The 21,947-nt window shown below is 40.4% G+C and carries 17 protein-coding genes; 13 read left to right on the forward strand and 4 right to left on the reverse strand.

Annotated features, from left to right (window positions below; genetic code table 11):
* The first annotated feature begins 1 nt into the window (after position 1).
* From WDB87_RS02250 to WDB87_RS02275, 6 genes are all read left to right on the forward strand, one after another.
* Complete coding sequence (locus WDB87_RS02250; protein ID WP_337848888.1) at positions 2-610, forward strand: paraquat-inducible protein A; 609 nt, start codon at positions 2-4, stop codon at positions 608-610.
* A 63-nt stretch (positions 611-673) separates the two neighbouring features.
* A complete protein-coding gene (locus WDB87_RS02255; RefSeq protein ID WP_286245431.1) occupies positions 674-1,039 on the forward strand; it encodes a hypothetical protein in 366 nt (121 codons plus the stop codon).
* A 263-nt stretch (positions 1,040-1,302) separates the two neighbouring features.
* Entirely contained in the window at positions 1,303-2,625 is a 1,323-nt protein-coding gene (locus tag WDB87_RS02260) for a TolC family protein (RefSeq protein WP_286245430.1), read from the forward strand.
* A gap of 4 nt (positions 2,626-2,629) precedes the next feature.
* Complete coding sequence (locus WDB87_RS02265; protein WP_337848889.1) at positions 2,630-4,165, forward strand: efflux RND transporter periplasmic adaptor subunit; 1,536 nt, start codon at positions 2,630-2,632, stop codon at positions 4,163-4,165.
* Positions 4,162-7,284 (forward strand): efflux RND transporter permease subunit, encoded by a 3,123-nt coding sequence (locus tag WDB87_RS02270; protein ID WP_337848890.1) that lies wholly within the window; start codon positions 4,162-4,164, stop codon positions 7,282-7,284. Before WDB87_RS02265 ends, WDB87_RS02270 begins: the two co-directional genes overlap by 4 nt.
* A 179-nt stretch (positions 7,285-7,463) precedes the next feature.
* The gene (locus WDB87_RS02275; protein ID WP_286245427.1) at positions 7,464-7,919 is read left to right on the forward strand and encodes a hypothetical protein; all 456 of its coding nucleotides are present in this window, start codon (positions 7,464-7,466) and stop codon (positions 7,917-7,919) included.
* A 41-nt stretch (positions 7,920-7,960) separates the two neighbouring features.
* Here the strand turns inward: WDB87_RS02275 and WDB87_RS02280 are convergent, their stop codons facing one another.
* The 3 genes from WDB87_RS02280 to WDB87_RS02290 form a co-directional block, all read right to left on the reverse strand.
* A complete protein-coding gene (locus WDB87_RS02280) occupies positions 7,961-9,448 on the reverse strand; it encodes a Ppx/GppA phosphatase family protein (RefSeq protein WP_286245426.1) in 1,488 nt (495 codons plus the stop codon).
* Positions 9,441-11,528: a polyphosphate kinase 1 gene (gene ppk1 / locus WDB87_RS02285; protein ID WP_286245425.1), complete on the reverse strand. Its 2,088-nt coding sequence runs from the start codon at positions 11,526-11,528 to the stop codon at positions 9,441-9,443. Before ppk1 ends, WDB87_RS02280 begins: the two co-directional genes overlap by 8 nt.
* Positions 11,529-11,703: 175 nt before the next feature.
* Positions 11,704-12,210 (reverse strand): glycine cleavage system protein R, encoded by a 507-nt coding sequence (locus WDB87_RS02290; RefSeq protein ID WP_286245424.1) that lies wholly within the window; start codon positions 12,208-12,210, stop codon positions 11,704-11,706.
* Positions 12,211-12,852: 642 nt separating this feature from the next.
* On the opposite strand from WDB87_RS02290, the gene WDB87_RS02295 reads away from it, so the two are divergent.
* The 7 genes from WDB87_RS02295 to WDB87_RS02325 all read left to right on the forward strand — a co-directional run bounded on the left by WDB87_RS02295 (position 12,853) and on the right by WDB87_RS02325 (position 21,492).
* Positions 12,853-15,087, forward strand: coding sequence for an ABC transporter permease subunit (locus WDB87_RS02295; RefSeq protein ID WP_337848891.1), 2,235 nt, complete (start codon positions 12,853-12,855; stop codon positions 15,085-15,087).
* A 15-nt stretch (positions 15,088-15,102) separates the two neighbouring features.
* Entirely contained in the window at positions 15,103-16,752 is a 1,650-nt protein-coding gene (pstA, locus tag WDB87_RS02300; RefSeq protein WP_286245422.1) for a phosphate ABC transporter permease PstA, read from the forward strand.
* A 26-nt stretch (positions 16,753-16,778) separates the two neighbouring features.
* The gene (gene pstB / locus WDB87_RS02305; RefSeq protein ID WP_286245421.1) at positions 16,779-17,606 is read left to right on the forward strand and encodes a phosphate ABC transporter ATP-binding protein PstB; all 828 of its coding nucleotides are present in this window, start codon (positions 16,779-16,781) and stop codon (positions 17,604-17,606) included.
* A 45-nt stretch (positions 17,607-17,651) separates the two neighbouring features.
* A complete protein-coding gene (phoU, locus tag WDB87_RS02310) occupies positions 17,652-18,353 on the forward strand; it encodes a phosphate signaling complex protein PhoU (RefSeq protein ID WP_286245420.1) in 702 nt (233 codons plus the stop codon).
* A 150-nt stretch (positions 18,354-18,503) separates the two neighbouring features.
* Positions 18,504-19,181, forward strand: a complete 678-nt coding sequence (locus WDB87_RS02315; protein ID WP_286245419.1) for a TIGR00153 family protein — start codon at positions 18,504-18,506, stop codon at positions 19,179-19,181.
* Between the two features lie 39 nt (positions 19,182-19,220).
* A complete protein-coding gene (locus WDB87_RS02320) occupies positions 19,221-20,489 on the forward strand; it encodes an inorganic phosphate transporter (protein ID WP_024031439.1) in 1,269 nt (422 codons plus the stop codon).
* A gap of 82 nt (positions 20,490-20,571) precedes the next feature.
* Positions 20,572-21,492 carry a hydrogen peroxide-inducible genes activator gene (locus WDB87_RS02325; protein ID WP_286245418.1) on the forward strand — a complete coding sequence of 307 codons (921 nt, stop codon included), beginning with the start codon at positions 20,572-20,574 and terminating at the stop codon, positions 21,490-21,492.
* Between the two features lie 118 nt (positions 21,493-21,610).
* On the opposite strand, the gene WDB87_RS02330 is transcribed toward WDB87_RS02325, so the two are convergent.
* Complete coding sequence (locus WDB87_RS02330) at positions 21,611-21,823, reverse strand: hypothetical protein (protein ID WP_024031438.1); 213 nt, start codon at positions 21,821-21,823, stop codon at positions 21,611-21,613.
* Between the last annotated feature and the right edge of the window lie 124 nt (positions 21,824-21,947).

The following is a 21,947-nucleotide window of genomic DNA, read 5'->3' on the forward strand; positions in this document are numbered from 1 at the left end:
TATGCGTAATTGGATATCTATTTTAAGTGTTGTAGTTGCATTAGGGCTGTTATTTCCTGGTGTTACCAAACCTGTATTATCGATTGAGGGCAACATTGATAAATCGCAACTCGCCAAAGCAGGTATTGAAATGCTGGCTGAGGAAGGCGATGGCCGTACCCGCAGTATGTTAATGATGTTCTCTAGCATGTTAGGGCTTGGTAAATTAGAGGGTGAAATAAACGCGTATAGCAAAACACAAAGTATTTGGGGAACCGTAAACGAGCTAGCTAATAATAATAATTTATTTGTAGCGGCGTTAGTTGGGTTATTCTCTATTGTGATCCCAAGCTTAAAATTACTGCTGCAACTACTGTATTGCTGTTTGTCGGCCAGCACATTTAAAAATAAGTTGGGTGTGGTTATTTGCGCATTGAGCAAGTGGAGCATGGTGGATGTGTTTGTTATTGCGTTAATAGTGACTTATTTGGCAGGCAATGCACATGGCCAAAGTAGCGATTTACTAATTATGCATAGCACGTTTGGCGAGGGGTTTTGGTATTTTAGTGCTTATTGTATTTTTGCTATTTTAGCGAGTAGCTTAATTACCCCGCCTAAAAAAGAAAATTAATTATTTGAGTTAGCTCAATAACTCAAATATTATTACTAGGTAATTTACTTAATAGGCTTTGTTTTGCAGCGTTTTTACTCAAATTTACTCGTTGTTGTGATACTACTTACGTTTGTGGGGCAAGCCGTTGCGTCTGTAAATCAGCAGTGCGAAATGCCACATATGAGCCTATCAGCAAAGCATGCCACACATGTAATGAGCGAGAGTAAATTGCATACAGGTATGATGGAAATGGATTGCTGCAGTGATGAAGCAGATATTCAAAATGATTGTCATTGCCCAATAAATGGCTGTGGAAGCAGCTCTATTTTAACGTCCCCGGGCTTATTTAATGCTTTTTCGTTATTGAGTGAAAAAGTTACCCAGCTCAATAGCGGTATATCCTCCCCACCTAGTAATACCTTATATCGCCCTCCTATGTTTGCTTAAACGCAGGATAGGTGTGATACCAATCGACTTGATTATTTAGTCATTTAGCGTGGCAAATAAAGCGTTAACAGCGTAATAAACCTCTCATGTAGAACACCTACATGCCGATATTTATGCCTTGTGATCGCTGTATTTAACTGTCGCTATAAATAATTAATAACTCAACACCATTGGTATGAGTGCAATTTAGCTATATTCGCTTAAAGCGCCTGTTCTGCTTGTTAATTTAAGATTTTTATTTTTAATTTTAGATGGAGCAGGCAATGACTCGCACTGTAATTTTTAAAGCTGTATTACTGAGCGCCACCTTATTTGGTGCTGTACTTAATAGTGATGCCATAGCAAAAGTACCCACCCTTAATTTAACGGATGCCATAAACTTAGCGCTCAATAACGAGCCGTGGCTGAGCGCCAGTGAGCAAAAGCAAGCCGCCGCTACAGCGCAAAGTATTGCTGCAGGTACTCTGCCAGACCCCGTATTAAGCATAGGTTTGCAAAGCGTACCCGTAGATGGTTTTGCATTTGATCAAGAAAATATGACGCAGTTAAAACTGGGTATAAGCCAAAGCTTTAGCCGTGGTAATAGCCTAGCACTTAGCCAACAAGCAATAAAAGAAGAGGCACTTGAGCAGCCGTGGCTGAGGGCGCAGCGAAAGGCGCAAGTAAAAGCGAGGGTGATGGAACTGTGGTTAAATGCCTACAGAGCGCAGCAAAGTATTGCGTTAATTGAACAAGATAAAGCATTGTTTACCCAGCTAATTGAAGTTACCGAAGCCAGTTACTCCAGTAGTTTAGGCAAAACCCGCCAACAAGATATTATTCGCGCACAATTGGAGCTGACGCGCCTTGAAGATAAACTGATTATATTAGCGCAGCAGCTAGACGCCGCTAAACAAGGGTTAGCTCAGTGGTTACCACAGAACATATTAAGCCAACCATTAAGCCAGGCTTTTGCAGCGCCAGCTCCGCTTGCACAATTTAATAGCTTAGACCTTGATGAGCTCATTAAGTTACTTATGGCGCATCCCTCTATGGTGGCAATAGATCAACGTATAGCCGCTAAACGCACACAAGTGAGCCTTGCTAAACAAAGTTATAAACCACAACTGGGCGTAAATATGGGTTATGGCTACCGTGCTGATAACCAAGCCGGTGAATCGCGTGCTGATTTGCTTTCGGTGGGGGTGAGTATTGATTTACCTTTATTTACCGACAACAGACAAGATCAGCAAGTTAATGCGGCTATTGCTAATGCTGAGGCCATTAAAACCGACAAACGCGTGGCGCTACAAAACCTAAAAGGACAGTACTTTAAAGAGGTTAGCCAGCTTGAGCGAATTGAGCAACGCAATACGCTTTACCAAAACACGTTATTACCGCAAATGTCGCAACAAGCTCAAGCTACTTTAAACGCGTACACCCGTGACGATGGCGACTTTTCTGATGTTATGCGCGCGCGTATTAGTGAGCTAAACGCCAAAATAGACGCCCTTAATATTCAAATAGATAAGCACATTACAATTGCTCGCTTAAATTATTACGCAGCCAGCTTAGACTCGCTAGTAATGGCTGAGTTACAAGGATAAAACAATGAAAACTAACCTAAAATACCTTGTAGCGCTGCTTATTGGCGCTGCATTAATGTTTATTGCTAATCGCTGGTTGATTGATGACACTGAGCACTTAGCCACGGCCGCTGATAATAAAAAAGCGAAGCCGCTGTATTGGGTTGCGCCAATGGACAGTAATTATAGGCGCGATGAACCAGGGTTATCGCCAATGGGGATGGAGCTGGTACCTGTGTACGCAAACGCTGAAACCGACAGCCCAGGTACTATAAAAATATCGCCTGAAGTGGTTAATAACCTAGGCGTTAAAACCAGTAAAGTGCAAGTTAAAACACTACAAAGCGATATTAATACAATAGGTTATGTGCAATACAACCAAGATCAGTTAACCCATATTCACCCCCGCGTAGAGGGCTGGATAGAAACCTTATTTGTAAAAGCGCAAGGGGAGCCCGTGAGTGCTGGTGAGCCTCTTTACACGCTTTATTCTCCTCAACTTGTGAACGCGCAAGAAGAATTTTTACTCGCAGTAAATAGAAAAAACAGCGTATTGATCCGGGCTGCCAAAGCGCGTTTAGAATCGCTAAATGTGTCTGATGGCTTTATAGAACGCTTAGAAAAAAATAAAAAAGTGATGCAAAGCATTACGTTTTACGCGCGCCAAAGCGGTGTGCTTGATGAGCTTAATATACGTGAGGGTTTTTATGTTAAGCCTGGCACCTCAATGATGAGCATCGCTCAATTAGATCAAGTATGGGTAGAGGCAGAAGTATTTGAGCGCCAAGCAGCTTTAGTGAGCAAAGGGCTCCCCGTTACAATGACACTTGATTACATTCAAGGTAAGCAGTGGCAGGGCGTAGTAGATTACATTTATCCAGCGCTGAATGCTCAAAACCGTACTCTACGTGTAAGGCTGCGTTTTGAAAATACCGCGGAGTTACTTAAACCTAATATGTTTGCCCAGGTAAGTATTCACACACACAGTGATTCACCGCAACTAGTAATACCTAAGCAAGCACTCATTCGTACAGGCGCACAAAACCGAGTAGTACTAGCCTTAGGCAATGGCCGTTTTAAATCGGTGGCGGTAAAAGTAGGGCAAATTAGCCAACATGAGGTGGCTATTCTATCGGGTATTACCAAAGAGGATAGTGTTGTGACCGCTGCGCAGTTTTTAATAGACTCTGAGTCGAGTAAAGACTCAGACTTTAAGCGTATGAGCGCACCAAGCACTCACGCCATGAGCGACATGCCTGACATGGAAATGGACAAGGCTGAAGCGGTTCAAACAGCTACAGTAATGGGAACCATAAATAACATAAACGCAGCGCAGCGAGTTATTAATATTAGCAGAGAGGCTATTGCTAAATGGAACAGAGGCCCTGCTACTATGGACTTTATACTTGCTAAAGAGCTTGATATTAGTGCGCTTTCCCCCCATCAGCAGGTTCATTTTACGTTTAGCATTCTTGACGGTGAATTTGTAATAAACAAAATTGCTGAGCACCCTACTGATAAAGACGCACCTCATCATTTAATGCATGGGGAGTCATTATGATAGCTGCTATTATTCGCTGGTCGGTCGTTAATCGCTTTCTTGTATTGTTGCTGAGTATTATTGTATTTGGCGCAGGTATTTTCAGTGTTAAGCAGACCCCCGTTGATGCGCTTCCTGATTTATCAGATGTACAGGTCATTGTTAAAACCAGCTACCCAGGCCAAGCGCCCCAAGTGGTGCAAGACCAAGTTACTTTCCCGCTTACTACGGCCATGCTGTCTGTGCCTGGCGCTAAAACTGTGCGTGGTTTTTCGTTTTTTGGCGACTCGTATGTGTATATTATTTTTGATGAAAATACCGATATTTACTGGGCCCGAAGCCGTGTACAAGAGTATTTAAGTCAGGTTGAAAGTAGCTTGCCGGCAAGTGCAAAGGCACAACTTGGGCCCGATGCTACAGGGGTGGGCTGGGTTTATTTATATGCGTTAGTCGATAAAACAAACCAGCTCAATATAAGCCAGCTTCGTAGCTTGCAAGATTGGTTTTTAAAATTTGAACTACAAAGCGTTGAAGGTGTATCTGAGGTGGCCGCTGTAGGTGGCATGATAAAGCAGTACCAAGTAGTTGTAGACCCCATTAAGTTACGCGCTTATGGCCTTCCTCTTAGTTTGATACAAGCTGCAATTAGCCAAGGTAATCAAGAAACAGGTGCTTCAGTAATCGAAATGGCAGAAGCCGAATACATGGTAACCAGCACAGGTTATATTAAAAGTGTCGCCGATTTAGAGGCCATTCCATTGGGAATTAACGCCCAAGGAAGTGCATTACAATTACGAGATGTAGCGGGTGTACGTTTAGGCCCACAAATGCGACGCGGCATTGCAGAGCTAAATGGCGAAGGCGAGGTTGCGGGTGGCATTGTGGTTATGCGTTATGGCGAAAACGCCCAAGAAACGATTTCTCGGGTAAAAGCAAAGCTTGAGTCATTAAAACAAGGGCTACCTGAAGGGGTTGAGATAATTCCTGTTTATGATCGTTCCACGTTAATAAAAAGCGCGGTTGATAACCTGAGCAAAAAGTTGATTGAAGAGCTCGTTATTGTTGCCTTAGTGTGTGTGGTATTTTTATTTCATGTGCGCTCATCACTGGTTGCTATTATAACCTTGCCTATGGGTATATTAATGGCTTTTATTGTGATGTATTGGCAAGGTGTAAACGCGAATATTATGTCGTTAGGCGGGATTGCTATTGCCATTGGCGCAATGACAGATGGTGCTATCGTAATGATAGAAAACATGCATAAACATATGGAAAAAACGCCACTAACCAAGCAAAACCGTTGGCAAATAGTGACTAAATCGGCCACGGAGGTCGGCCCTGCGTTATTTTTTAGTTTACTCATTATTACCGTAAGTTTTATGCCTGTATTTATTTTAGAGGCGCAAGAAGGGCGCATGTTTTCCCCGCTTGCTTATACAAAAACGTATGCAATGGCAGCCTCTGCCGGCTTAGCGATAACCTTAGTACCCGTGTTAATGGGTTACTTTATTCGGGGGAAGGTCATTTCTGAGCATAAAAACCCTGTAAATAGGGCTTTGGTTGCAGGGTATAAACCGCTGTTAGCCACGGTGCTTAAATTTCCAAAAAGTACGTTGTTCGTTGCATTAATAGTAACGGTTATTGGCTTTTATCCGGTAAACAAAATAGGTAGTGAGTTTATTCCTTTATTGGATGAAGGCGACTTAATGTATATGCCAACAACTTACCCAGGGCTTTCTATTGGTGAAGCACGAAAAATTTTGCAACAAACAGACAAGCTCATAGCCTCAGTGCCAGAAGTAAAAACTGTATTTGGTAAAATCGGGCGAGCTGATACCGCTACCGACCCCGCACCACTGACAATGATTGAAACTTTTATTCAGTTTAAACCCAAATCTCAGTGGCGAGAGGGTATGACTAAGCAGAAGATAAAAGCAGAATTAGAAAGCTTAGTTGCCTTACCGGGCCTTACAAATGCGTGGGTTATGCCAATAAAAACACGTATCGACATGCTAGCCACCGGCATTAAAACGCCTGTGGGTATTAAAATTGGGGGCCCAAGCTTGTTAGAAATTCAAAACATCGGGCAGCAAATAGAGCAATTGTTAAAGGATGTGCCTGGTACAGCGTCAGTGTATTCAGAGCGTGTAGCCACAGGGCGTTATATTAAGGTGGACATAAACCGCGAAAAAGCAGCACGGTACAATCTAAATATAGCCGACATACAACAGGTTGTAGCCACTGCAATTGGTGGATCAAACGTGACTGAAACAATCGAAGGGCAACAGCGCTACCCGGTAAATTTACGCTACCCGCAGAGTTTTCGTGCTTCGCCTGAAGATTTAAAATTATTACCCATTATTACGCCACTAGGGCAGCATATTGCACTTGGTGATGTTGCTAAAGTATTTATTGAAGATGGCCCTACCGGTATTAAAAGTGAAAACGCGCGCTTAAATGGGTGGAGCTTAATTGATATTAAAGACACTGATATTGGCAGTTATGTAGCACAAGCTCAGCAAGTGCTTGGCGATAACCTAAAATTACCTGCTGGATATTCAATTACTTGGGCGGGGCAATACGAATACATGCAACGCGCAAAAGCAAAGCTTACTTATGTGATCCCGCTTACGCTCGCGATTATTGTAATACTGTTATATCTTAACTTTAAATGCCTAAGTGAAGTACTTATTATTATTGCTACCTTGCCTCTGGCTATGGTTGGCGGCATTTGGCTAATGTACTTTGAAGCGTTTAACTTTTCGGTGGCAGTGGGTGTAGGGTTTATTGCATTGGCCGGTGTTGCCGTAGAAATAGGCGTCATAATGCTTGTATATTTAAACCAAGCTTATTCAGAGCAACGCCAACAGTGCGAGCAAACGGGGGCTGCTTTTAACTTACAAGCGCTACAACACGCGATTATGCAAGGTGCAGGGCTAAGAGTACGCCCTGTGATGATGACGGTAGCTACCATTATTGCTGGCTTATTACCGGTTTTATACGGCACCGGCACCGGAAGCGAAGTGATGAGCAGAATAGCAGCGCCAATGGTAGGCGGGATGCTAAGCGCAGTTATACTCACGTTGTTGGTTATACCTGCGGTGTATTTACTGTGGAAAAAGCAGCATATTGCACAATAGGGCTAGGGGCAATACAGCTTTGTATTGCCCTATAAAAATTACCCGTATTTTGTAACTTGTACCAAATAACCCGCCTAGCTCCTATTTTATTATTTTTAATGCATTGTTTTTAATTGAGTTTATGTTGGCACGGTTTACGCAACCCATACCTTATACAGTCAACTTAGTAAGGAATGCACATGCAAGTTAAAACAATTAAAGAAGTGTACGATTGGACCGTTTTATTTCACACACAAATGGCGGCAAATTTTTACAGCGTTAAGGAGTTACTTGATGAACGTAACGCGATGCTAGTAGACTATTATTTAAATTATGAAAAAAAGTTAGCTGAAGACTTAGTTGGCTTTAAAGCAATTACAGAAATCAACACCTTAGATACATACAGCTACGAATACTTTGCAGACAACCCCGAGCTAATTACATTTAACGATATTAGCAAAGACCAAGAATTCGATGAAAAGGTGATTCAAAATTACCTCTCTGAGCAGCACAAAAAAGTAATCGAACTTTACGAGTACTTATTAGAGCGCGCTGAGACAGAAAATGGAAAAGAAAAGCTTGAGCAAATTTTAGAACTTGAAAATCAGGGCATTAAGCAAATGATGCAAAGCTCAAACCGCCATATGGATATGTAAGCCTAACAAATAAAAGCTCGCTTTATGCGAGCTTTTTGCTGCTAAACGCATTCAAACTCAATACCTGCTTTTTTTAGGTAGAGCTGTTCTTGCTCCAAATCTGCTTGTAATAATGTATGTTCTTGCAAATAGCTATTAGCAAACTTAATAAATAATCCTAAGTTGCTGGCGCTTATTTCCATATCTGGCTTTAAGCTCACTTGGCGCTTTTGATTAAATAAAATGGCTAAGCGCAAAATAACAATCAGTTTGAGTACATGCTTTTGCGAAATAGTTAAAAACTCTGGCAGCTCTGCAAGTTTAATCTTTTTACGGTAAAAGCGTATAAGTGAGCTTAGTATAAGTTGCTCTTGCTGAGTAAAACCGGGTAATTGACTATTTGCAACTATATAAGCGCTATGTTTATTAATTCCCGATGAGTTAATTGATAAACCAATTTCGTGTAATTTTGCTGCCCACGTTAGTAAAGCAATATCGTCGTTATTGTCTAAATGCCATACATTTTTTAACTGTTTATACAACCAAATAGCCGTATCAGCAACGCGTACTGCATGTGCTTTATCGGCGGTATAACGTTCACTTAAATTATTTATTGTGTTTGAACGAATATCTTTATCAGCCAGCTTTTGCTGCATTTCGTGCAGCAACCCTTCACGTAATGAAAAATCGCTGTAGGTAAGCTCTTTAATGGCAAACTCAGTGAATATCGCAATTAAAATAGCCAAACCGCCACATATACTTTGTTGGCGCTCAGGTGTAAGCCCTGCAATAACTAAGTTATCAATATGTTTAGCGCTAATAAATTGCTGCTTTAACGTGAGCAAATCATCGTAAGTAATATTTGGCTGTTGCGGATTTGCAGCGCTTATCATTGCTAAAATTGACTTTATCGTGCCTGAAGTGCCAATAACCGTTTGCCAATTTTCGCTTACATAGTTAGAAAAAATCGCTTCAAGTTCTTGCTCGGCTCTTATTTGCGCTTTGTTAAAGCGTTTGGCCGTTATTTTTCCATCGCTAAAAAACTGCTTTGTAAAGCTAACGCAGCCCATATTACGACTAGATAAAAGCTTATGCTTAAAATGTTTCCCTATTATAAGCTCGGTACTGCCACCGCCAATATCTATCACTAAGCGGTTTTCTTCATTATGAACATAATGTGCAACGCCCTGATAAATTAAGCGTGCTTCTTCTTGGCCTGCAATTACATCAATATGAAAAGGAAACACAGCGCTAGCTTGGGCTAAAAAGGCGTTAATATTTTTAGCGCGCCTAAAAGTGTATGTGGCAGCTACCTTTACATTACTTGCGGGGAAATCATGTAAGGTTTTAGCAAATTGCTTTAATACAACAAGAGCACGGTCTATTGCTGCTTGGCTTAGGCGAAATTTATCATCTAAGCCATCGGCTAAATAAACGCGTTGCTTTTCTTTATGCAAAATTTGCAAAGTGCCGTTTACTTCTCGGGCAACCACTAAATGAAAGCTGTTGGAGCCTAAATCAACTGCGGCTATTGAAGGGTGATCATTCATTATAATATGTGTGTTCCCATTTTTTTAGGTAGTCGTAAATTGCTATCTGAGAGCGTATTTTTTTACGGTTACCCCGTCTTACATATGCGTTTTTTTGTTCGCTATCTATAATGCGTGCTTTAGTACGGTCTTTAAATTGCAGCTCTAAAATATCAACTATAAGGCGTTTTAACTTAACATCCAAAATAGGAACACCTACTTCAACACGATGATCTAGGTTGCGTGTCATCCAATCAGCAGAGGAGATAAATATTTTTTCATCGCCATTGTTACTAAATACCATGACACGAGGGTGCTCTAAAAAGCGATCAACAATACTAATTACCTTAATATTATCGCTAAGTTTGGGCACGCTAGGGATGAGCGAGCACATGCCACGTACAATAATTCTAATTTTAACGCCCATTTGACCAGCTAGATAAAGCCGGTCTACCAGCTCTTTATCAACGAGGTTATTTATTTTTACAGTAATTTTGCCTAGTTTATTATTTTTAACATGCTCAATTTCACTATCTATTAAATTAAGCAGCGTTTCTCGGGCGTTAATTGGCGAAAGCATTAAGTAGTCAAATTTGAACGGTTTATAACTGCTTTCTATAAATCTGAATACGCTGTCGCTTTCTTCACAAATACCAGTGTGGCGAGTAAATAGGCTAAAGTCTGTGTAAATTTTGGCTGTTTTTTCATGGAAATTACCTGTGCCAATATGAGCGTACTTTACTATTTGACCTTTTTCTTTACGATGCACCACACATAATTTACTGTGCACTTTTAGTGCTGGAATACCAAAAATTACTTTAATGCCTGCACTGCTTAGCACTTTTGCCCATTCAATATTATTTTGCTCGTCAAAACGCGCTTTTAACTCAACCATAACGGTTACTAATTTACCGTTTTTAGCAGCATTAATTAACGATGAAATCAGCCTAGATTTACTTGCTACACGGTAAATATTAACCTTTATTTGCGTAACCTTAGGGTCGAAGGCCGCTTGGCGCACATACTCAAGTACATGATTAAAAGTATGATAAGGGTAGTAAAGTAAAATATCTTGCTCGCTAATGGCGTCAAATACACTGGCATGTTTTCTAAATGCACTACTTTGCAATGCTGGGAGGGGTTTGTTTTCTAAATATTGCCGTCCTACATTAGGAAACGCTATAAAGTCTCTAAAGTTACGATAACGCCCCCCAGGGATTAACGCATCATGATGTGTGACCCCAAGGCGCTTTTTCATCACTTTTAGCATGTTTTCAGGCATGGCATTATCGTAAACCAACCTTACTGGCTCAGCATAAACACGTTGTTTTAACCCTTTAGACATTTTATCAAGCAAACCGGCTTCTAGTTCATCATCTAAATTGTACTCAGCATCACGGGTTAGCTTTATTGCATAACCTGCAATGCTGTTATAGGAAAAAAAGCTGCTAAATACATCGTTTAAAAAGTAAGTGATCACATCATCGAGCATCACAATAGTTTTATGGCGGCGGGTTTTTTCTGGGGGGAGGTTTATAAAGCGATCAACCCTGTCGGTTGGAACCTCCAGCATGGCGTAATAACTCTTTTCATCACTCATTTCTACGAATAAGTAGGTCATAGTATCGTTTATATAGTCAGAGTAGTCTTTGTTCTCGTTTAGTAAAATAGGAGAGGTATGTTGCAGAACGTGCTCATTAAAGTAGTTTTTTAACCAGTCTAAATGAAATTCACTTAACTCATCAGGGCGGCTAACATGAATATTATGATGATTTAGGTCGGTAAGTACCTGCTGATGTATGTGGTTAAATTTTTTTCCTAACTGCAGTACTTTTTTTTGTATTTCGCTAAGCAGTATCTCATCTTCTTCAAAGTTAGCATCGGGGAGTTTATTTAATAAAATTCGGCGCTTCACATCAGCAACACGCACTCTAAAAAATTCGTCTAAATTGTTAGAGAAAATACCTAAAAACCGCATGCGCTCAATAATTGGGTTATTTTTATCTTTTGCCTCTTGCAGTACACGCTCGTTGAATGACAGCCAACTTAATTCTTTAGCAAAATATTCAGTCGTTTTTGGAGGGTTTATATGTGCATTCATATCTATTCCGTTATTAGGATATGCTTTAAATTTAATGTGGGGCTATGCGTGCGCTTATGAGGTTTACAATGTAAAAAGCGATAAAAGTAATAATCAGCCCTTTTTAGTTAAACATACGCCAGTTAGATGACATAAAAATGACTACCATGTCATATTTATGTCAACGGCGTTTGGGTTATGCCTCTTCAATATCTACAATTAAATCACTGGTAATTGATTCAAGCGCATCAATAACTTCTTCTTTATTCATACCACTGGGTAATGTAACAGTAGCTACGGCACTAAAAATAGGCACTCCCCAATTTGGTGCGCTTTGTTGCCTTGAGTTTAAGTGAGTAATGCTAGCACCTTTGTGACGTATTACACTTGCCAGCTCTTGAACAATACCAGGGCGGTCATTACCAGTAATGACAAAGTTTATTTGTTCTTTGTTGCTTGGCTCTACTTCTGTGTTGCCAGTTTCAATACGCACGTCGAGTTTAGGCAAGGCATTTAATGCGTTTTGTAATGCTTCAAAGTGCTCATGTCCCACTTCAACTTGAATAATACCGGCAAAGTGACCAAGCAAATGGCTTAAATTACTGCTCAGCCAGTTACCCTTATTTTGCAAGATAACCGATGAAATGCTTTCTACTAATCCGGGCCGGTCTTGCCCTAAAATGGTAATCACCAACTGCTTCATAAATAGTTCTCTCTAAGCCTGAAAATGTAAATGCATAGGCATTATGTGTTTATAACGTTTTATCATTGTGCTGGGTAATATAAACCCATAAAAACTAGTTGTTTTATTGTTACTTGTTTGACTCTTTATTGTTTTAGTCTTAGTTCGTTACTCATAGATTTAGTATTGTCTGCGTTAAATTGTTTGTCCAATAAAAGCACAAATTAGTTCCCTGAAAACCATTTGTGCTTACTGAATTTATTAACAATTTTATAGCACTCTAGGTGGTAAGTGCGATTGTATTGCATTTTTTGATCAATAATATTTAGTGTTTTTGTGCTTTGGGCGTTGTCGACTGTACTTAACCATTAAAGTGCTAGCAGGGAGTGCTTTATAAATATGTGAACTTAGTCAACTCCGACGCCGAGAAAAGGAGTTTGAAAAACTTAAATAGGTACTTTTCTTAAAAGTTAGCCCTAAAGCCCTTTATTTTTTATATCAACTTATATTGTGGCATATCAGTGAGTAACAATTACACAAGGGATATCATTAGAAAAAAGGACTGATTTTAAAGTATTTAGGCGGGTATTTATTACATCTGTAACATTACTGTCATCTTGATGAAATATAATTTATGCAACGACAGAATTAAAGGGTGTTTTGATGACTTCCAATCCGAATAAGCCGACTTTAAATACGGATCGAAGCCGTCTATTTAAAGACCGGTTTGCAAAGTGGGGTATTTCCGCAGGCGGAGTAATGGTATTAATAGCATTGTTATTAATATTCTTTTACCTTCTTTATGTAGTACAACCAATTTTTGAATCTGCAAAAGTAGAGAAACGTAACAGTTTTAACGTTGCTAATGCTGAACAAATTGTGGGCTTAGGTGTTGAGGAGCAAACTGAGGTTGCATTTTTACTCTCTCAGCAAGGCGAGGTAGACTTTTATAGTGTGCAAGATGACAGCTTTGGTAAAAAGCTCGAGACATTAAGCGCTAATCTACCTAGCGATGCATCAAGCTTTGCAAACAGTGCGCCGTTTCAGGGGCATTATGCGTTTGGTTTAGAAAATGGCTCAGTGGTTGTTGTTGCACCTAAGTTTTTAGTTACTTTTCCTAATAATCAAAGAAAGTTAACACCACGGTTAGATTACCCCCTTGGCGAAATGGCTCTTGAAGTTGATGAACAAGGTGCCGCTATTAAGCGTTTTGCGTTTAGCCACTATGAAGATAAAACAGCCGTTGTTGCATTAACTGAAGATAAGCGCGTTTTATTCAGCAGTTTTGTTGCTGAAGAAAACATGTTTACCGGTGAAGTGGAGTGGGTTGTTGAGCGCACTGAGCTTAATATTGAAGGCCGTGTTGATGAGTTGTTAATCTCGCCAGACACCACGCGTACGTTTGTGCGCTCTGCCAATCAAATTTATGTTTACGATACACGCTACCCAAGCGAAGTAGAGCAAATTCAGCTGCTTTCGGCTAACGAAGAAAGTGCTAACTTAGTGTCTGCGCAGCTACTTGCTGGCGCTAACTCACTAATGCTGGCAAACGATAACGGCGAAGTATCACAGTGGTTTGAAGTTAATACAGACAGCGGCCGCGAGTATCAAAAAATTCGCTCGTTTGAAACAACGAAACAAAGCAAGCTGAATATTTTTACTGAGTTTTATCGTCGTACTTTTTTCACAACAAGCAGTAACGGTGAGTTAGGTGTGTATTACACCACAAGTGAGGCAAAACTTTGGCAAGGTAAAGTCAGCGAGGGTGAGATTAAAAACTTTGCTATAGCTCCGCGCTCAAATGCAGCCCTTATTTTAGCTGATAACCAACTAACTGTATTAGACGTTCATAATGAACACCCAGAGGTTACATGGTCTGCCCTTTGGCAGGAAGTATGGTACGAAGGTTACCCAGAGCCTGCTTACATTTGGCAATCTACATCAGCAAGTGATGACTTTGAGTCTAAATTTTCTTTGGTTCCTATTTCGTTTGGTACCTTAAAAGCAGCGCTTTACGCCATGCTATTTGCAGTACCTATTGCGCTTTCAGCCGCTATTTACACCGCTTACTTTATGTCGAGTGAATTACGTAGAGTGGTAAAGCCAACCGTAGAAATTATGGAAGCTCTGCCAACCGTAATATTAGGCTTTTTAGCAGGCCTGTGGTTAGCGCCACTTATAGAAGAGCACCTACCTGCTATTGTTGGCTTACTGATTTTATTACCTTTAGGGGTATTAGCTACAGCACTTGGTTGGACTAAGTTACCAGCGAGTATTCGCCATAAAATCCCTGAAGGGTCACACTCTATTTTACTTATACCGGTTGTATTATTTATTGGCTGGCTATCGTTTGCAATGAGCGAAACAGTAGAGCTTTGGATGTTTGACGGTAATGTGCGTCAGTACCTAACAAACGAGCTTGGTATGACGTTTGACCAACGTAACTCATTAGTTGTGGGTATTGCGATGGGCTTTGCGGTTATTCCTACTATATTTTCGATTGCCGAAGATGCTGTATTTAGTGTGCCTAAACACTTATCAAATGGCTCACTTGCACTTGGTGCTACGCAGTGGCAAACACTAGTTCGTGTGGTGCTACTAACAGCAAGCCCAGGTATTTTCTCTGCCGTAATGATGGGGCTTGGCCGTGCAGTGGGCGAAACCATGATTGTATTAATGGCTACAGGTAATACGCCAATTATGGATTGGAGTATTTTCCAAGGTATGCGTACTTTGGCTGCCAATATTGCGGTAGAAATGCCTGAATCAGAAGTAGGCAGCTCGCACTATAGAATCTTGTTCTTGGCAGCATTTGTACTATTCATATTCACGTTTGTTTTCAACACAGTGGCTGAGTTTGTTCGTCAGCAACTGCGTGAAAAATACAGCTCAATGTAAGTGGAGAGACACGACATGGTAAAGCAGTGGTTTAAGTCTGGTTCTCCTTGGATTTGGATGACAGGTGGTGCAGTAAGCATCAGCTTAATTTCAGTTCTCGGTTTATTAGCAATGATAGCTTGGAAGGGATTAAGTTTTTTCTGGCCATCAGAAGTAGTTCAATTTGAGCTAGAAGGGTCTATTTCAAAACAAACCATAATTGGTGAAGTTTACGACCGGGAGCTAGTACCTACAGCGCGTTTAGCTGCAACAGGTATTGATGTTTCAGATTTTAATAAAGACGAAGTTGAGCGTTTACTGATAAAAACAGGTAACCGCGAATATGTAGACTTAGACTTTCGTTGGATATTAGAAACTGACATTACTGAGCAAAGTACACCGGCTACGCTTGCTGTATTTGAACGCAGTAAAAACGGTAACTTTTATGGCTACATAGAAGGTGTAATTAAAGATGGAGAGCCAGTTTCTGGCGATAAAATCGAAGTCTTACATGAGTTAGTCGAGCGTGCAGTTGATTTAAACGACGAAGCACTTGATTTACAAAATGGCGACATCGGTCATATCAACTACGAATTAGAACGTCTTCGCTTGCAAGAAAAAGCATACTTGCTTGATGATGAATTAACCGATGAGCGTGTTGCTGAGCTTGCCAAAGCACGTGCCGAGTTACGTAACGAATACGCCGTACTTGAAAAAGAGTTATTTGCACTGCGTAAAAAAGCTAAGCGTGACCAAGTATTAGTTAAGGATATGCGCGGTGAAGTAGTTACTATTCCACTGTATCAAGTACTTGATGTTTGGTTGCCGAACGACATGGGCTTTTTCTCAAAATTAGGCCATTACTTTGTACAACTGGGTAAATTTGTATCAGACGACCCACGTGAGGCAAACACCGAAGGCGGCGTATTCCCTGCTATATTTGGTACCGTATTTATGGTTATGCTGATGGCTGTTATTGTGACCCCATTTGGTGTTGTTGCTGCAATTTACTTACACGAATACGCAGCTAAAAATGCAGTAACTAAGATGATTCGTATTGCGGTAATTAACCTTGCGGGTGTACCGTCTATTGTTTATGGTGTATTTGGTTTAGGCTTTTTTGTATACATGTTAGGTGGTAGCCTTGACCAACTATTTTACCCAGAAGCCGCGCCAACGCCAGTATTTGGTACGCCAGGTGTTATGTGGTCTGCGCTTACATTAGCGATTCTTACACTACCGGTTGTAATTGTATCAACCGAGGAAGGTTTATCGCGTATTCCTAGTACAGTGCGTGATGGTTCATTAGCGCTTGGTGCAACCAAGGTTGAAACCTTATGGCGTATTATTATTCCTATGGCAAGCCCAGCAATTATGACAGGTTTGATACTTGCTGTTGCTCGAGCGGCCGGTGAGGTTGCGCCGTTAATGTTGGTAGGTGTGGTAAAAATGGCCCCTACGTTACCACTTGATGGCAACTTCCCTTATTTTCACTTAGATAGAAAGTTCATGCACTTAGGCTTTCATATTTATGATGTGGGTTTTCAAAGCCCTAATGTTGAAGCGGCGCGCCCGCTGGTATACGCAACGGCCTTCTTATTAGTGTCGGTGATTATTACCCTCAACATAACAGCGATAGGCATACGTAACCATTTACGTGAAAAATTCAGATCGCTTGAACACTAATTAGTAAAGAATTATAGGTAACAAACATGATTACAGTCGCTCCACAAGTAAACCAAGCTAATAAAAGCTTGAAGTTAGACTTAGAAAACTTAACTGATGACCAAAAAGCGTTAGAGATTAAGAACCTTGATCTTTACTATGGTGAAAAGCAAGCGCTTAGCAAAGTAAATATGAATATTCCAAAGGGCCAAGTAACGGCGTTTATCGGCCCTTCGGGTTGTGGTAAATCAACGCTATTACGTTGTATTAACCGCATGAACGATTTAGTTGATGTGTGTCGTATTGAAGGTGAAATATTGCTTCACGGCCAAAACATTTACGATAAAAATGTAGATGTAGCGGCGCTTCGTCGTAACGTGGGTATGGTGTTTCAGCGTCCTAACCCATTTCCTAAATCAATTTATGAAAATGTGGTTTATGGCCTACGCTTACAAGGTATTAAAGAAAAGCGTAAGCTAGATGAAGTGGTAGAGCAGTCACTTCGCGGCGCGGCTTTATGGGATGAAGTAAAAGACAGATTACACGATAGTGCATTTGGTCTATCGGGTGGTCAGCAACAACGTTTAGTTATTGCCCGTTCAATTGCAATTGAACCTGAAGTGCTATTACTTGATGAACCAACATCGGCACTTGACCCAATTTCTACTTTGGTTATTGAAGAGCTAATTAACGAGTTAAAGAATAAATTTACCGTTGTTATTGTGACACATAACATGCAACAAGCAGCGCGTGTATCTGATCAAACTGCCTTTATGTACATGGGTGAGTTGATTGAATACTCAGACACAAATACCTTATTTACAACGCCAAGCAAAAAGAAAACGGAAGATTACATTACAGGCCGTTATGGCTAGTTGTATACGTTTTAGTGTTGTAAACGAATTTAAGAGAAGGTAATTATGGAACATAATATAAATAAGCATATTTCTGGGCGCTTTAACCAAGAGCTAGAAAATGTTCGTAACCATGTACTTAACATGGGTGGACTAGTTGAGCAGCAGCTAAGCAGTGCATTAGATGCAGTAAGCCGTAATGATGCTGAACTGGCACAAAAAGTACGCCAGAACGATTACAAAGTAAATGCGATGGAAGTGAGTATTGATGATGAGTGTACACGCATCATTGCGCGTCGCCAGCCTGCAGCGAGCGATTTACGCTTAGTAATAGCCATTGCAAAAACGATTGCCGATTTAGAACGCATTGGCGATGAAGCAGAGCGCATTGCTAAAGTTGCCTTGGATTCATTTACTAAAGATCAGCAAGATTTATTAGTGAATATCGAAAACATGGGTCGCCAAGTTTTAAAAATGCTACACGATGTGCTTGATGCATTTGCACGTATGGATGTACAACGCGCCTTTGAAGTACATAAAGAAGATTCAAAAGTTGACCGCGAATATGAAGCAATCACGCGTCAAATTATGACTTACATGATGGAAGATCCACGTTCAATTCCTAAGATTATGGATTTAGTATGGTCTGTACGTTCATTAGAGCGTATTGGCGACCGTTGCCAAAATATTGCAGAATACATTATTTATTTTGTTAACGGCAAAGATATTCGTCATACATCTCAAGAAGATATAGAAAAATCGTTATAGGTTTTTATCTATCATTCTTTTTTATTAAAGCGGCTTAGTGCCGCTTTATGCATTATTAGCAGTGATGAAATAATAAAAAGCGTTCACAATCGCCGCTAATACTGTAAAATTCATGCTGCAAAGCATATCAATTTGATTAAAGGGTCAGTTATGCCTACAAACGCGTTTTTAGGAGTATTTGCAAAATCTCCTATCAAACCAATGGAAGAACACATCAAGAAGGTTCATCAAGCAAGTAAAGCCTTGATACCTTTTTTTAATCACGTATTTAAAGAAGAGTGGGAGCAAGCAGAAGAGCTTCGTTTAACTATTCGTAATTTAGAGCGTGAAGCTGATGATATGAAAAGAGATATACGCTTACAATTACCGCGCGGTTTATTTATGCCGGTAGAGCGTACTGATCTGCTCGAACTCGTAACTCAACAAGATAAAATAGCAAATAAGGCTAAAGACATTGCAGGGCGCGTAATTGGCCGTGAAATGACAATTCCTAGTGCTATGCAAGCAGACTTTTTAGCTTATTTAACTCGTTGTGTTGATGCGACTAAACAAGCATCAAAAGCAATTAATGAGTTAGAAGAGTTATTAGAAACAGGTTTTAAAGGTCGCGAGGTTACCTTAGTAGAAAAAATGCTCGTAGAATTGGATGCCATAGAACAAGACACGGATGATATGCAAATTAAAGTACGCCGCCAACTACGCGATGTAGAAAGCGAGCTAAACCCTATTGATGTTATGTTTTTATACAAAATCATTGAATGGGTTGGCGAGCTTGCAGATATTGCAGAGCGCGTAGGATCACGTCTTGAGCTGATGCTAGCTCGTTAATTTAAAATCAGTTCAAAAACGAAAGATTAAGGTTACACAATGGATATCATTGCATCTTACGGCACGGTATTAGTTTTAATTGCCGCAGCAGTCGGCTTTTTTATGGCTTATGGTATTGGCGCGAACGACGTTGCTAATGCGATGGGTACTTCGGTAGGTTCAAAAGCGTTAACAATAAAACAAGCAATTATTATTGCTATGATTTTTGAATTTGCTGGTGCTTATTTAGCAGGTGGTGAGGTTACATCAACAATTCGCAAAGGGATTATTGATGCAGCGCCTTTTGCTGCGCTCCCTGATTTAATGGTTTTAGGTATGATCTCTGCGCTTTTTGCAGCGGGTACTTGGCTATTAATTGCTTCATTTTTAGGCTGGCCTGTTTCAACCACTCACTCAATTATTGGTGCAATTATTGGTTTTGCATTAGTTGCAGTGGGTACAGAGGCTATTCAATGGAATAAAGTAGGTGGTATTGTCGGTAGCTGGATTATTACGCCTGCTATATCTGGCTTCATTGCTTACTTAATCTTTATGAGTGCGCAAAAGCTGATTTTTGATACTGATGCACCTCTTAAAAACGCAAAACGCTTTGTACCTCTGTACATGGGTTTAGCGGGCTTTATTATGGCGCTAGTAACAATTAAAAAAGGCTTAAAGCATATAGGTATTAACCTAGGCGCTACAGAAGGCTATTTAATTGCTATTGCGATCGCAGTGATTGTAGCGATTATTGGTAAAATTGCGATTTCACGTTTAAATATCGACCCTAAGGCCGATAAACAAATGCAATTTAATAACGTAGAAAAAGTATTTGCGGTATTAATGGTATTAACAGCGTGTTGTATGGCGTTTGCGCATGGCTCTAACGATGTAGCGAATGCAATTGGTCCGCTTGCTGCGGTTGTGAACATTGTTGAAAGCAATGGTGAAATCGCTAAAAAAGCAGCTATTGCATGGTGGATTTTACCACTAGGTGGCTTTGGTATTGTTGCCGGTCTTGCTATTTTAGGTAAAAAGGTAATTAAAACCATAGGTGAAGGCATTACTCACTTAACACCTAGCCGTGGTTTTGCTGCTGAACTAGCGGCTGCGTCTACCGTTGTTATTGCATCAGGTACAGGCATGCCAATTTCTACTACACAAACCTTAGTTGGTGCGGTATTAGGTGTAGGTATGGCACGTGGTATTGCTGCACTTAACATGGGCGTTATCAGAAACATTGTAGTTTCTTGGGTAATTACATTGCCAGTTGGCGCTGCCCTTGCTATTGTTATTTTCTACGTACTAAGAACCGCGTTTGGGGTTTAACAAAAAAGTACTCAAAGACTTTTAGCTTGAAAAGATCTCAACGCCCTAGGTGTTGGGGTCTTTTTATTTGTGGAAAGAAAAAATGACCAATCTTCCAAGTATTAAGCAGCTGCAATATTTATTAGCTGTGCATCAACACCAGCATTTTGGCCGTGCAGCAAGTGCCTGCTTTATAGGGCAATCTACTTTAAGCAGTGCAATTCAAAACCTTGAGGAAACACTCGGTTGTCAACTAATTGAGCGAGAAAATCGTAGCCTTATGTTTACCAGTATTGGTGAAGAGGTTGTTGAACGCTCTCGTAAAATTATTAACGATACAATTAGTTTAAAAGAGCTAACCAAAAGCTTTTTAACACCACTCAGTGGTAAGTTAGTGGTAGGCGTTATACCCACTATCGCCAGCTTCATAGCAGCGCCTTTGTATCACTTTTGTAAGCAAACCTTTTGTGATCTAGAGTTGGTACTCGTTGAAGATACTAGCGACAAGTTATTAGATAAGCTTGAACATGGCCATATTGATTTAGCCTTATTAGCTTTACCGTACCAAACGGAGAAGTTTCATACTCAAGTATTGGCTAAAGATCACTTTAGTTTAGTGCATCATAAAGATTACAGCCCTGCTAAAGGGGTCGAAGACTTTAATTTGCTACCCGATGCGAGTGTATTTTTATTAGAGCGAGAGCATTGTATGACGGGGCATGCATTGAGTGCGTGTCACTTAAACCGCTCAAGCTGTATTAATCCGTTTGAAGCTGCAAGCTTACACACTTTATTAAGCATGGTAGAGCATCAATTAGGGGTTACATTTTTACCGCAAATGGCAATTAATGCGGGCATTCTTAAAGATAAAAATATGATAGCAACTCCATCGCAAGGGGATGCCTACAGAGATATAGGCATACTGTGGCGTAAAACCACAGGAAGAATTCGCGACTTTAAGTTATTCAGTCAACAGTTGGAAGTGTTTTTGGCTCACCAATGTAGCTTAGACTTTGAGAATTAAGCCTATTTACCTTAAGGTTAAAGTGCAGCAGTAATATGTTGTTTTAGGTAAACAGGGTTTGTGCAGTGTGGTTATTGGCCACTATTAAGCACTAGCGTAGCATAAACAAAACAGCAGCCTACAAGGGCTGCTGTTTGCTATGTGTTTGGCTTTCAAAGGGTTCTAGTTCGGGTAGAAAAAGCAGGTAAATCCATACGACTACATTAAAATATGGGAGCAGGCCTAAAGTAGCAAATACGCCTACAGGGTAACCCTTTAGCTGCGCGTACCGGTAGCACTGATACGCAATTACACAATGTATTACGAGAAGTAAAATTATCAACTGCGCCATACCTTTCTCCTTAAACCTGACAAGCTTAAACCTCTATTTAATTGCTAGCCATGTATGTTTATAGGTAATGTCATGTTTTTATTGTTAAATCATCAAAATAACAAGACATTTACTAAGTGGTACG

It is taken from the genome of Pseudoalteromonas sp. C12FD-1 (assembly GCF_037414265.1).
Classification (GTDB): Bacteria; Pseudomonadota; Gammaproteobacteria; order Enterobacterales; family Alteromonadaceae; genus Pseudoalteromonas.

Excerpts from the sequence above, each read along its gene's own strand:
- pstB (WP_286245421.1), top strand. The coding sequence starts at position 16,779 with ATGATTACAGTCGCTCCACAAGTAAACCAAGCTAATAAAAGCTTGAAG.
- WDB87_RS02280 (WP_286245426.1), bottom strand. The coding sequence starts at position 9,448 with ATGAATGATCACCCTTCAATAGCCGCAGTTGATTTAGGCTCCAACAGC.
- WDB87_RS02270 (WP_337848890.1), top strand. The coding sequence starts at position 4,162 with ATGATAGCTGCTATTATTCGCTGGTCGGTCGTTAATCGCTTTCTTGTA.
- WDB87_RS02330 (WP_024031438.1), bottom strand. The coding sequence starts at position 21,823 with ATGGCGCAGTTGATAATTTTACTTCTCGTAATACATTGTGTAATTGCG.
- WDB87_RS02295 (WP_337848891.1), top strand. The coding sequence starts at position 12,853 with ATGACTTCCAATCCGAATAAGCCGACTTTAAATACGGATCGAAGCCGT.
- WDB87_RS02260 (WP_286245430.1), top strand. The coding sequence starts at position 1,303 with ATGACTCGCACTGTAATTTTTAAAGCTGTATTACTGAGCGCCACCTTA.
- WDB87_RS02250 (WP_337848888.1), top strand. The coding sequence starts at position 2 with ATGCGTAATTGGATATCTATTTTAAGTGTTGTAGTTGCATTAGGGCTG.
- WDB87_RS02275 (WP_286245427.1), top strand. The coding sequence starts at position 7,464 with ATGCAAGTTAAAACAATTAAAGAAGTGTACGATTGGACCGTTTTATTT.
- WDB87_RS02315 (WP_286245419.1), top strand. The coding sequence starts at position 18,504 with ATGCCTACAAACGCGTTTTTAGGAGTATTTGCAAAATCTCCTATCAAA.
- phoU (WP_286245420.1), top strand. The coding sequence starts at position 17,652 with ATGGAACATAATATAAATAAGCATATTTCTGGGCGCTTTAACCAAGAG.
- ppk1 (WP_286245425.1), bottom strand. The coding sequence starts at position 11,528 with ATGAATGCACATATAAACCCTCCAAAAACGACTGAATATTTTGCTAAA.
- WDB87_RS02320 (WP_024031439.1), top strand. The coding sequence starts at position 19,221 with ATGGATATCATTGCATCTTACGGCACGGTATTAGTTTTAATTGCCGCA.
- pstA (WP_286245422.1), top strand. The coding sequence starts at position 15,103 with ATGGTAAAGCAGTGGTTTAAGTCTGGTTCTCCTTGGATTTGGATGACA.
- WDB87_RS02325 (WP_286245418.1), top strand. The coding sequence starts at position 20,572 with ATGACCAATCTTCCAAGTATTAAGCAGCTGCAATATTTATTAGCTGTG.
- WDB87_RS02290 (WP_286245424.1), bottom strand. The coding sequence starts at position 12,210 with ATGAAGCAGTTGGTGATTACCATTTTAGGGCAAGACCGGCCCGGATTA.
- WDB87_RS02265 (WP_337848889.1), top strand. The coding sequence starts at position 2,630 with ATGAAAACTAACCTAAAATACCTTGTAGCGCTGCTTATTGGCGCTGCA.